The sequence below is a fragment of the Acidiphilium sp. PM genome, from assembly GCF_000219295.1.
In the GTDB taxonomy this organism is placed as follows: domain Bacteria; phylum Pseudomonadota; class Alphaproteobacteria; order Acetobacterales; family Acetobacteraceae; genus Acidiphilium; species Acidiphilium multivorum.
In genome coordinates, this window is the sequence record NZ_AFPR01000042.1 from 1 (window position 1) to 11360 (window position 11360).

Consider the following 11360-nt stretch of genomic DNA (forward strand, 5'->3'; position numbering starts at 1 on the left):
AGAAGCCAGCCAACATGATGACTCAACCGCATCTCGTCTACTTTGCAGACCCTATGTGCTCCTGGTGCTGGGGTTTCGCGCCGGTGATCAACGCCATCCGCGGGAGGTATGGCGAACGCCTGCCGGTTCGTCTGATCGTTGGCGGGCTGCGGCCCGGCACGACCGAGCCGATGGACGAGGCCGCCAAGGCCCGCACCCGCGGGCATTGGGAGCATGTGCGGAACGCGTCTGGTCAGCCTTTCGATTTCTCGTTTTTCGACCGCGCCCGCTTCGTCTACGACACCGAGCCGGCTTGCCGTGCGCTGGTGGTGGCCCGTCGCCGCTCGATGGCGGATGCATTCGACCTTCTCGCCGCCATCCAGCGTGCTTTCTACACCGGGAACGAGGACGTCACGAATCCGGTTGTGCTTGCCGGAATCGCAGCACGGCTCGGCTTCAACGCGAACCAGTTCCGCGATACGCTCTGTTCCGACGAACTCGGTGCCGAAACCTGGCAGGATTTTGCGATTACCCAGCAGGCCGGCATCACCGGGTTTCCCACCCTCATCGCGAGTTCCGGCACCGAACACGAGTATGCCCTCGTGACCGAAGGCTTTCAGCCCGCGGCTCGGCTGGTTCCAGCACTTGGCCGCTGGCTGGGGGATACGTCGCTCTCTGGCGCCGCCGCCCTGGCGGGCTGATCGGGGCGGCCCGCCTGCCGCCGGCGAAGGGCCGCGCGACAGCGTTCTGCCGGTGTGGGTTGCCGTCCGGCGCGGGCAGGATATAGACGGAACATGACCTCACGCATCTATCGTCCCGCGACCAACCTGGTTCATTCTGGCCAGGTCAGGTCCAACTTCGCCGAGAACGCCGAAGCGCTCTACCTCACCTCCGGCTTCGTCTACGATAATGCCGAGCAGGCGGAAGCGACCTTCAAGGGTGAGATCTCCCATTATCAGTATTCACGCTTCGGCAACCCGACCGTGAGCATGCTGGAGGCCCGGCTCGCGACCCTGGAGGGGGCGGAAGCCTGCCGTGCCACGGCGACGGGAATGGCCGCGGTCAATGCCGCCCTGCTCGCCCATCTCAAGGCGGGAGACCGCGTGGTCGCCTCGCGCGCGCTGTTCGGCTCGTGCTCGTGGATCGTCTCCACGCTGCTGCCGCGCTACGGGATCGAGAGCGTCTTCGTCGATGGCGGCGACCTTGCGGCGTGGGAGGCCGCGCTGGCGCCGGGAGCGGCGCTGGTGTTGCTCGAAACCCCGTCGAACCCGATGCTCGAGATCATCGACATGCGGGCCGTGGCGGATCTTGCTCACAAGGCCGGCGCGATCGTGGTGGTCGATAACGTTTTCGCGACCCCGCTGCTGCAGCGGCCGCTTGAATTCGGCGCTGATGTGGTGGTCTATTCCGCGACGAAGCACATGGACGGCCAGGGCCGCGTGCTCGGCGGCGCCGTGCTTGGCAGCAAGGACTGGATCGACAACACGCTCCAGCCCTTCACCCGCAATACCGGCCCAGCGATCTCGCCGTTCAATGCCTGGGTGATCCTGAAGGGGCTGGAGACAATGGCGCTCCGCGTCGGCCAGGCCTCGCGTTCGGCTGCCGCCATCGCCGACCATCTTGCCGGCCAGCGGCAGGTCATCCGCGCGCTCTACCCTTTCCGGGCCGATCATCCGCAGGTCGATCTCGCAAGGCAGCAGATGAGTGCCGGCGGCACACTCGTGACCTTTGAACTCGACGGCGGCAAGGACGCGGCGTTCCGCTTCATGAACGCGCTCGAGCTCATTGCGATTTCCAACAATCTCGGTGACTCGAAATCGATGGTGACGCACCCGGAAACCACCACCCATTCGCGCATCGCGCCGGCCGAGCGGGCGCGCCTCGGGATCAATGGCGGCACGATCCGCTTCTCGGTGGGGCTCGAGGATGTCGCCGACCTGATTGATGACCTTGATCGGGCGCTGGCGGCGCTGAAATGAGGCGTCGGCGGATTGAGCGCGGTCCGGTCGCTCGGCAGGGCCGCCGTCCGCTACAAGTGACTTGCCCGGATGCCTGTGAGCGGCAAGGGCAGCGGCTTCGCGTCTTGATGCTTGACGCCCGCTTCACGCGGCGATAAGCACTCTCTCACACGGGCCGCGGCAAATTTCGCTGCGGCCTGTGGTTTTTGTTCCGTTTACAGGAAGAGACAGTTCGCCCATGGCCAACATCGCATCGGCGCAGAAGCGCATCCGTCAGACCCTTGTGCGCACCGCTCGCAACAAGGCCCGTCGGTCGCGCGTGCACAGCTTTATCCGCAAGGTGGAGGAGGCGATCGCGACGGGCAATCACATCGAGGCGCGGACGGCATTCATTGCCGCGCAGCCCGAACTGCAGCGCGCCGTGACGAAGGGTGTGTTGAAGGCCAACACGGCTTCGCGCAAGCTGTCCCGCCTGTCGGCGCGTGTGAAGGCCCTTTCGGCTTCGGCCTGAGGTCTGTTGCGCGCCTCGCTGGCGCGTCATACAATCGTAACAATTCGAGTGTCTTGGCGGCTGTTCCTTGCGGCCGCCCGCGTTCGTTTGTCCCGGTTCGGTTTTATCGTGATAGCGTCTCGCAACAGCGAATATAATGTCGCTGCAACTTTTGCTTGTGAGATGTTTTCGAGATTTTACCGTGGAATGATATTCCCTCACTTCAAATGGGTTGGTCAATCATCTGATTTAATGGGCAAATTTTTAAAGATGCACATTATATCAGCAAAAAATCGAACCTGTTGGGTCTTGCGCAGGGTGCCGGACTTGGCCTAGTTTTGGGCCTCAAGATGACGATCAAATGACGAAAGCTTGCCTGGTCGAGGGTTTTTTCAACCGTCGATTGCGGGAGCGGGGTTGTGCGGCCGTATGGCGGAAATCGCTATTCGGTTGAGCTGGGACGATGGCAGGACGGGGAGCGGTGCGCTTGGACACGCAAACTTGGCAGGAACAGGGGCTCGAAACCCGGTCTCCGGGACGCACGCGCGGTGAAATCAGCCAGGATGAACTGGCGCACCAGTGGAGCCGTGTTCGCGGCCGACTTCAGGAAGAAATCGGCGAGGTCGAGTACCGCAACTGGTTGCGGCAAGCCGTGCTGCATGGGCTCGACGGCGATGAAGTGACTGTCATGCTGCCGACCCGCTTCCTGCGTGACTGGGTGAACAAGGAATATGGCAACCTGCTGACCGCGTTCTGGCAGGCCGAGAACCCGGCGGTACGGCGCGTGGATATCCGGACCCGGCCGGCCGGCACCAGCGAGCGCGCGCCCGACCTCGCCGAGGTGGAGCCGAAGACCGCGATCGCGCGGCCCGCCGCCGCGGCGCGCCGCGAGGCCGAGGAACGCCCGGACATGAGCGCGCCGCTCGACCCGCGCTTCACCTTTGATACATTCGTGGTCGGCAAGCCGAACGAATTCGCCTATGCCTGCGCGCGCCGCGTCGCCGACGGGCACGCGTCGCCGGGGTTCAATCCGCTGTTCCTCTACGGCGGTGTCGGTCTCGGCAAGACCCATCTGATGCACGCGATTGCCTGGGAACTGTCGCAGCGCTCGGACGAGGTCACGGTCGCCTACATGTCGGCCGAGAAGTTCATGCACAAATTCGTCAGCGCCCTGCGCCGGCAATCGACCATCGAATTCAAGAACGAGTTGCGCAGCGTCGATGTGCTGATGGTGGACGACCTGCAGTTCCTGATCGGCAAGGATGGCACGCAGGAGGAATTCTTCCACACCTTCAATGCGCTGGTCGATTCCGGCAAGCAGATCATCGTCTCGGCCGACAAGTCGCCGTCGGACCTGTCCGGCATCGAGGATCGGCTGCGCACGCGGCTCGGCTGCGGCATGGTCGCCGATGTCCATGCCACGACCTATGAACTGCGCCTCGCGATCCTGGAGGCCAAGGCCGCGCGGGCTGGCGTCGTCGTGCCGGGGCGGGTGATGGAGTTCCTCGCGCAGAAGATCACCGCCAATGTCCGCGAGCTCGAAGGGGCGCTGAACCGGCTGATCGCCCATGCCAACCTGTTCGAGCGCCCGGTGACCCTCGAGACGGCGCATGAGGTGCTGCACGACCTGCTCCGCGCCTATGACCGCAAGATCACGATCGAGGAGATCCAGAAGCAGGTCGCCGAGCATTACAATATCCGGGTCAGCGAGATGTCCTCCGCCCGGCGCGCGCGCAACATCGCCCGGCCTCGGCAGATCGCCATGTATCTCGCCAAGCAGCTGACCAGCCGCAGCCTGCCCGAGATCGGCCGGAAATTCGGCAACCGCGACCATACCACCGTCATGCACGCGGTCTCCAAGGTGACCGAACTGATCGAGGCCGATCCCGATTTCGCCGAGGATGTCGAACTGCTGCGCCGGATCCTGACCGTCTGAGCCGGATCCGGGCAGCGTCGCCGCCTGTCAGAGATGGCGGGCGTGATGGCGCAGATGGTCTTCCACGAAGGTCGCGATGAAGAAGTAGGAGTGGTCGTACCCCTCCTGCATCCGCAGATCGAGCTTCACGCCCTTCGCCGCGCAGGCCTCGCGGAGCAGTTCCGGTTTCAGCTCGCGTTCGAGAAACGGATCGGCGGTGCCCTGGTCGACGAGGATGGCCGGCCCTGCCCAGCCGCGGTCCTCGATCAGCGCCGTCGCGTCATAGGCGCGCCAGTTCGCACGGTCGACGCCGAGATAGCCGGTCAGCGCCTTTTCACCCCAGGGGCAGCGCATCGGCGAGACGATCGGCGCGAAGGCCGAGACCGAGCGGTAGGCGCCAGGGTTCTTCAGCGCGATCGTCAGCGCGCCATGCCCACCCATCGAATGGCCGAAAATGCCCACGCGCGCGGGATCGACCGGAAAGGACGCGTTGATGAGGGCAGGGAGTTCCCTCGTGATGTAGGAATACATCCGGTAGCCGTCCCGCCACGGCGTTTCCGTCGCATCGACATAGAAACCGGCGCCGGTGCCGAAATCATAGGCGTCGTCCTCGCCAGGATAACCGAGGCCTCGCGGGGAGGTATCCGGCGCGATCAGGGCGATGCCGAGTTCCGCGGCCACGCGCTGCGCCCCGGCCTTCACCGTGAAATTCTCCTCGGTGCAGGTCAGCCCGGCCAGATAATAGAGCGCAGGAACCGTTCCCGCCGCGGCCTGCGGCGGCAGGAAAACGGCGAATCGCATTGTGCAGCCGGTCTCCTTTGCCTCATGCCGATAAACGCCCTGCATGCCGCCAAAACATTTCTGGGTCGAAACCGTCTCAAGAACGGTGGCGCTGGTCATGTATCGATCTCCCTTTGAATCATGCGCACAACTATCCCGCGCAGGTGGATGGAAGGCAATCGGTCTGCGTCGATATGCGCTTTATCGAATTTAAACGCATGATTTACGAAATCTTTCTGAAACCCGACAGGAGGAGACTTATTCGCGTTGACAGTTCCTGCGGTTTCTGCGTCATTAAACGCGCAATCGACTTTGGCTTGCCTTGTTGCACGAGACGGGTTTCCGTACGGCCAAGACGTCCAAAACCCGGTTGTCCCTCTGGAGCCGTGCGGCGGTCGCACGGTGGGTCTGTCTTAGGAGCGACGACGCGACAATGGCGATCGGCACTGTCAAGTGGTTCAACACCACGAAGGGCTTCGGCTTCATCGTGCCGCAGGATGGCGGCAAGGACGTTTTCGTCCACATCACTGCAGTTCAGGCGGCCGGCATGCGCGGCCTCAACGAAGGGCAGAAGATTTCCTACGAGGTGACGCAGGAACGCGGCAAGGCAGCGGCGACAAACCTCAAGGCCGTCTGACCTCACGGTCCGGCGCGACGAAAGGCGGGGCCCCTCCGGGGCCCCGTTTTTTATTGCGCGACCATACGTGCTGATCGACCAAAAGGAGATGTCTGCAAAATTGCAGGCACCCAATGGACCAGACCCGCCTTGTCCTACCGAATTCGGTTGATTGCGGCTGTACGACTCGAGGCGAGAGCCGGCAGGAGCGTGATCCCGCGCCCTGCCGGACAAGGAGACTCGTCATGCCGGTGAGATGGAACGCCACATCCGATCTAGATCGGTTCGGCTGGTGGTCGGTGGTCACCGCGCCCATTCCTCCTGACCAGACGATCTGCGGTGAGTGGCCGGCCTGCGGGACTGTTGTGCTCGGCAGACCAAACTCGCCGCGCATCTGACATTTTCGTGACCGAAGGCCCGTCGCCGGGCCGTTGCGATTGCCGCCAGCGGGCCACCGTGCCGCAAATTTCAATACGTTGAACCCGGACCCGCTTCCGTTTGCGCGGCAAATTTCGCATTCGGGCCCGAGATATGGCTCGACATATTACCGTGCATGCCCTATACGTAATGATCATTCGCTTATCGTTAACGACGGGAATCGGTCATTTATGGTATTGTCCCCATCCGGCTTTTATAATTCGACAGGACGACCAATGACCACTCGAACAAGCACTGGCCCCGCGATGGCGGCGCTGCACGAACGTCACCAACGTGAGGACGAGGCTGCGGGACAGCACGGCAACGCGCTCTACTCGGTCAGCCAGCTCGCCCGCCAGCTGGGCGTGACCGCGCGAACCATCCGGTTCTATGAAGACAAGGGGCTGGTAAATCCAAGTCGCGCCGGCACTACCCGCGTCTACACCTCGCGTGACCGCGCGCGGCTCATGCTGATCCTGCGCGGCAAGCGCCTTGGATTCTCGCTGCGTGAGATCAAGGACTACCTCGACCTCTATGACGTCGATCCTACCCAGCATACCCAGTTGCGCCAGCTGCTTGCCGGCGTGCGAAAGCGTATCGCCAAGCTTCAGGAACAGCGTGCGGCGCTCGAGCAGAGCCTCGCCGAACTGGCGGATATCGAGCGCCAGTCCGAAAATGCCCTGAAGCAGGCCGCCAAATAGACAGAGAACAGGAGTCCTTTGCCCATGCCAAGCGCCGTCATCGCCGCCTATGCCCGCTCGCCATTCGCCCTTGCGCGGAAAGGGGGGCTTTCGCGGGTCCGGCCCGACGAGATGGCCGCCGCCGTCGTTCGCGAACTGGTGAACCGCAGCGGCATCGCGGCGAGCGACGTCGAGGATCTCATCGTCGGCTGTGCCTTTCCGGAGGCCGAGCAGGGGCTGAATGTCGCCCGTCTGATCGGGCTGATGGCCGACCTGCCGATCAGCGTTGCCGGGGCGACGGTGAACCGGTTCTGCGGCTCGTCGATGTATTCGATCCACATGGCGGCGGGCGCCATCGCGATGGGCGCGGGAGAGGCTTTCATCGCCGCGGGCGTCGAGAGCATGACCAGGGTGCCGATGGGCGGGTTCAACCCGATGCCGTCGCCGACCCTCTTCGCCAAGATGCCGGCCGCCTACATGGGCATGGGCGAGACGGCCGAGAACGTCGCGAAACGCTGGCAGATTTCACGCGAGGCGCAGGAGGAATTCGCCCTCGCCAGCCATATCAAGGCGGCGGCGGCGCAGAAGGCGGGGAAACTGGCCGGCGAGATCGTGCCGATCTCGCTTTCGGGCGCCATGGTGTCGGAGGACGGCTGCATCCGCCACGATGCCTCGCGTGAAGCCCTGGCCGGGCTGAAGCCAGCCTTCGATGCCGAGGGTACGGTCACCGCCGGAACCTCCTCGCCGCTGACCGATGGCGCCTCCGCCGTGCTGGTCTGCTCGGAGGATTATGCCGCGAAGCACGGCCTCGCGCCGCTCGCGCGCATTCGCTCGGTTGCCGTGGCCGGCTGCGCGCCGGACATCATGGGCATGGGCCCGGTCGCCGCCTCGCGCAAGGCGCTCGCTCGCGCCGGCATCGAGGCCTCGGCGCTCGACGTGGTCGAACTCAACGAGGCCTTTGCCTCCCAGGCGCTCGCCTGCATCGGCGAACTCGGTCTCGATCCGGCGCGCGTCAATCTCGATGGCGGGGCCATCGCGCTTGGCCATCCGCTCGGGGCGACGGGTGCCCGCATCACCGGCAAGGCGGCGCAGCTGCTCCGGCGCGAAGGCGGAAAATTCGCCCTCGCGACCCAGTGCATCGGCGGCGGGCAGGGTATCGCGACGGTTCTGGAGGCGCTCTGATGGGTGCCATCCAATCCGTCGCCGTCATCGGCGCCGGCGTGATGGGGGCCGCGATCGCCGCCCAGATCGCCAATGCCGGCATCAAGGTCCGCCTGCTCGATATCGTGCCGAAGGAGGGGGATGACCGCAACGCCATCGCCCGGCGAGCGATCGAGCGGCTGAAGAAGACCCAGCCGGCGCCGCTAATGTCCTCCCGCGCCGCGCGGCTGATCGCGCCCGGCAATACCGAGGACGATTTCGCTGCCCTCGCCGACTGCGACTGGATCGTCGAGGCGGTGATCGAGCGGCTCGACATCAAGCAGGCGCTCTATCGCCGCCTGGCCGAGGTGCGCAAGCCCGGTTCGGTGGTGTCATCCAACACCTCCACCATTCCGCTCGCCGAACTGATGACGGACATGCCGGAGAGCCTCCGGCCCGATTTCGTCATCACCCATTTCTTCAATCCGCCGCGCTACATGCGGCTGCTGGAACTGGTCACCGGCCCGGCGACCAGCGCCGATGCCATCGCCCGCATCACCGAATTCTGCGATGTCACGCTTGGCAAATCGGTGATTCCCTGCCGCGACACGCCGGGCTTCATCGCCAACCGCATCGGCACCTACTGGATCCAGACGGCGCTCGTGCTGGCGCTCGAGATGGGGATCGAGATCGAGGAAGCGGATGCGATCATGGGCAAGCCGATGGGCTTTCCCTCGACCGGCGTATTCGGGCTGATGGACCTAGTGGGCATTGATCTCGGCCCGCACGTCAATGCCTCGCTCGCCCGCCTGCTGCCGAAGACCGACGCGTTCCACATGATGAACCGCGAGGCACCGTTCCTCGCGACGATGATCGCCGAGGGCTATACCGGCAAGAAGGGGAAGGGCGGCTTCTACCGCTCCACCGGGCGCGGCAAGGATCGCGTGAAGGAGACCCTCTCGCTTGCCGCGGCGGCGCAGGGGCGGCTGGAATGGCGGCCCTCCATCCGGCCCGACATCGCCGAGGTGAAGGACGCGAAGAAGGACCTCAAACGCCTCGTCGGTGCCAAGTCGAAATATGGGCGCTATGCCTGGGGAGTGCTCGGCCGCGTACTGGCCTATGCGGCCTCGCTGATCCCCGAGATCGGTGACGACATTGCCGCCGTCGATGCCGCGATGCGCCTAGGCTACACGTGGAAATATGGCCCGTTCGAACTGATCGACCGGCTCGGCGCCGACTGGGTTTCGTCGCATCTCGTGGAACTGGACGAGCCGATCCCGCCGCTGCTCGCCAAACTCGGCAAGGGCGCGTTCTACCGCGAGGACGGCGCCACGCTGCTCCGCTTCATGCCCGATGGCGGCTACCGGGCCGTCGAACGCGCGCCTGGCGTGCTGCTGCTCGAGGATGCGAAGCGCGGCCGCAAGCCGGTCCTCTCGAACAAGTCCGCCTCGGTCTGGGACATCGGCGACGGCGTGCTCTGCGTCGAGTTCCATTCGATCATGAACTCGATCGATGGCGACATTCTCGCTCTTCTCGGCAAGACCATCGCGCTGGTGCAGAAATCCTACAAGGCGCTGGTCATCTACAGCGAGAACCTGCGCGCCGGGCCGGGCAAGGAGAATTTCTCGGTCGGCGCCAATCTCGGCCTCGCCATGTTCGCCGCTAATCTGCGCATGTGGGGCAAGATCGAGGGCACGGTGAAGGAGGGGCAGAAGGCGTTGCAGGCGCTGCGCGAGGCGCCGTTCCCGGTGGTGGGCGCGCCGGCCGGCCGGGCGCTGGGCGGCGGCTGCGAGATCCTGCTGCATTGCGACGCCGTTCAGGCCCATGCCGAGACCTATATGGGGCTTGTCGAGGTCGGCGTTGGCCTCGTGCCGGGCTGGGGTGGCTGTGCCACGATGCTGGCGCGCTGGCAGGGCGCGAAGGATGCGCCACGCGGCCCGATGCCCGCCGTCTCGAAGGTCTTCGAGATGATTTCCACGGCAAAGGTCGCGACCTCGGCCGCCGAGGCGAAGGAGCTGAAATTCCTCCGCCCCGGCGACGGCATCACCATGAACCGCGAGCGCGTGCTGGCCGACGCCAAGGCCCGGGCGCTCGCCATGGTGGCGGGATATGCGCCCGCCGAGCCGGAAACGCTTCAACTGCCGGGCGCTTCCGGCCGCGTCGCCCTCGGCATGGCGGTGGACGAATTCCGCAAGAAGGGAGTCGCCACCCCGCATGACGTGACGGTATCGTCCCACCTTGCCCGCGTGCTCACCGGCGGCGATACCGACATGACCGATCCGGTGCCGGTCGCCGCGGTGAAGGACCTCGAACGCGAGGCCTTCATGGCCCTGTTCCGCACCAAGGAAAGCCAGGCGCGGATCAAGCATATCCTGGATACCGGCAAACCCCTGCGCAACTGAACCGAGACAAGGGAGATACGACATGCCCGTCTACAAGGCGCCGCTCAAGGACATGCGCTTCGTCCTGCACGAGCTCTATGACAGCACCGCCATCGCCGAATTGCCCGGCAATGCGGACTTCACCCCCGAACTAATCGACAGCGTGCTGGAGGAAGCCGCGAAGATCAGCGAGGAGGTGCTGTTCCCGCTCAATCAGGTGGGCGACCGCGAGGGCTGCACCTATGAAAACGGCGTCGTCCGCACGCCGACCGGCTATCGCGAGGCGTACCGCACTTTCTGCGAGGGCGGCTGGACCTCGATTTCCGCTGACCCGGATTATGGCGGGCAGGGCATGCCGCTGACCGCGGCGATGATGGTCGAGGAGATGTTCTGCTCCGCCAATGTCGCGTTCGGCCTCTACCCCGGGCTGAGCCACGGCGCCTATGTCGCGCTGAAGCACTCGGGGTCGGAAGAGCAGAAGAAGGCCTGGCTTCCCAACATCGTCTCCGGCAAGTGGACCGGCACGATGTGCCTGACCGAGCCGCATTGCGGCACCGATCTCGGCATGCTCCGCACCAAGGCGGTGCCGAACGATGACGGCAGCTACAGCATCACCGGCAACAAGATCTTCATCAGTGCCGGCGAGCACGATCTTGCGGAAAACATCGTCCATCTCGTCCTCGCCCGCCTGCCGGACGCGCCGGCCGGGGTGAAGGGCATCTCGATGTTCCTGGTGCCCAAGTTCTTGCCGCGCGAGGATGGCACGCTGGGCCCGCGCAACGGCATGCAGTGCACCGCGATCGAGCACAAGATGGGGCTGAACGGCTCCGCCACATGTGCGATGAGCTTCGACGGCGCGACCGGCTGGCTCGTCGGCGAGCCGAACAAGGGCCTCGCCGCGATGTTCAAGATGATGAACACCGAGCGACTCTCCGTCGGCATCCAGGGGCTCGGCATCGCCGAGGTCGCGTACCAGAACGCCGTGGCCTATGCGCGCGAGCGCA

Annotated in this window: 10 protein-coding genes; 9 read left to right on the forward strand and 1 reads right to left on the reverse strand. The window is 64.8% G+C overall.

Annotation, left to right across the window (positions count from 1 at the left end; genetic code table 11):
- The 4 genes from APM_RS01530 to dnaA all read left to right on the forward strand — a co-directional run.
- Window positions 1–680: DsbA family protein (locus APM_RS01530; protein WP_241763088.1), on the forward strand; the 680-nt coding region annotated here is incomplete at its 5' end.
- Between the two features lie 93 nt (window positions 681–773).
- On the forward strand, window positions 774–1958 hold the full coding sequence (gene metZ, locus APM_RS01535; protein ID WP_007421596.1) for an O-succinylhomoserine sulfhydrylase: 1185 nt from the start codon (window positions 774–776) through the stop codon (window positions 1956–1958).
- Window positions 1959–2175: 217 nt separating this feature from the next.
- Entirely contained in the window at window positions 2176–2448 is a 273-nt protein-coding gene (gene rpsT, locus APM_RS01540; RefSeq protein WP_007421597.1) for a 30S ribosomal protein S20, read from the forward strand.
- A 442-nt stretch (window positions 2449–2890) separates the two neighbouring features.
- Complete coding sequence (gene dnaA / locus APM_RS01545; protein WP_013639118.1) at window positions 2891–4363, forward strand: chromosomal replication initiator protein DnaA; 1473 nt, start codon at window positions 2891–2893, stop codon at window positions 4361–4363.
- Window positions 4364–4390: 27 nt separating this feature from the next.
- Here dnaA and fghA read toward each other — a convergent pair whose 3' ends face one another.
- Complete coding sequence (fghA, locus tag APM_RS01550; RefSeq protein WP_007421599.1) at window positions 4391–5242, reverse strand: S-formylglutathione hydrolase; 852 nt, start codon at window positions 5240–5242, stop codon at window positions 4391–4393.
- 313 nt (window positions 5243–5555) lie between these two features.
- Between fghA and APM_RS01555 the strand changes: the two genes are divergently transcribed.
- The 5 genes from APM_RS01555 to APM_RS01575 form a co-directional block, all read left to right on the forward strand.
- A complete protein-coding gene (locus APM_RS01555; RefSeq protein ID WP_007421600.1) occupies window positions 5556–5759 on the forward strand; it encodes a cold-shock protein in 204 nt (67 codons plus the stop codon).
- A gap of 662 nt (window positions 5760–6421) precedes the next feature.
- Window positions 6422–6856: a MerR family DNA-binding transcriptional regulator gene (locus APM_RS01560; RefSeq protein ID WP_007421601.1), complete on the forward strand. Its 435-nt coding sequence runs from the start codon at window positions 6422–6424 to the stop codon at window positions 6854–6856.
- Window positions 6857–6880: 24 nt separating this feature from the next.
- Window positions 6881–8017, forward strand: coding sequence for a thiolase family protein (locus tag APM_RS01565; RefSeq protein ID WP_007421602.1), 1137 nt, complete (start codon window positions 6881–6883; stop codon window positions 8015–8017).
- Window positions 8017–10377, forward strand: a complete 2361-nt coding sequence (locus APM_RS01570) for a 3-hydroxyacyl-CoA dehydrogenase/enoyl-CoA hydratase family protein (protein ID WP_007421603.1) — start codon at window positions 8017–8019, stop codon at window positions 10375–10377. Before APM_RS01565 ends, APM_RS01570 begins: the two co-directional genes overlap by 1 nt.
- 22 nt (window positions 10378–10399) lie before the next feature.
- Window positions 10400–11360, forward strand: a 961-nt coding sequence (locus APM_RS01575; protein ID WP_007421604.1) for an acyl-CoA dehydrogenase family protein, incomplete at its 3' end; no start/stop codon positions are given.

Excerpts from the sequence above, each read along its gene's own strand:
- fghA (WP_007421599.1), bottom strand. The coding sequence starts at position 5,242 with ATGACCAGCGCCACCGTTCTTGAGACGGTTTCGACCCAGAAATGTTTT.
- APM_RS01565 (WP_007421602.1), top strand. The coding sequence starts at position 6,881 with ATGCCAAGCGCCGTCATCGCCGCCTATGCCCGCTCGCCATTCGCCCTT.
- APM_RS01570 (WP_007421603.1), top strand. The coding sequence starts at position 8,017 with ATGGGTGCCATCCAATCCGTCGCCGTCATCGGCGCCGGCGTGATGGGG.
- rpsT (WP_007421597.1), top strand. The coding sequence starts at position 2,176 with ATGGCCAACATCGCATCGGCGCAGAAGCGCATCCGTCAGACCCTTGTG.
- APM_RS01560 (WP_007421601.1), top strand. The coding sequence starts at position 6,422 with ATGGCGGCGCTGCACGAACGTCACCAACGTGAGGACGAGGCTGCGGGA.
- APM_RS01555 (WP_007421600.1), top strand. The coding sequence starts at position 5,556 with ATGGCGATCGGCACTGTCAAGTGGTTCAACACCACGAAGGGCTTCGGC.
- dnaA (WP_013639118.1), top strand. The coding sequence starts at position 2,891 with ATGGCAGGACGGGGAGCGGTGCGCTTGGACACGCAAACTTGGCAGGAA.
- metZ (WP_007421596.1), top strand. The coding sequence starts at position 774 with ATGACCTCACGCATCTATCGTCCCGCGACCAACCTGGTTCATTCTGGC.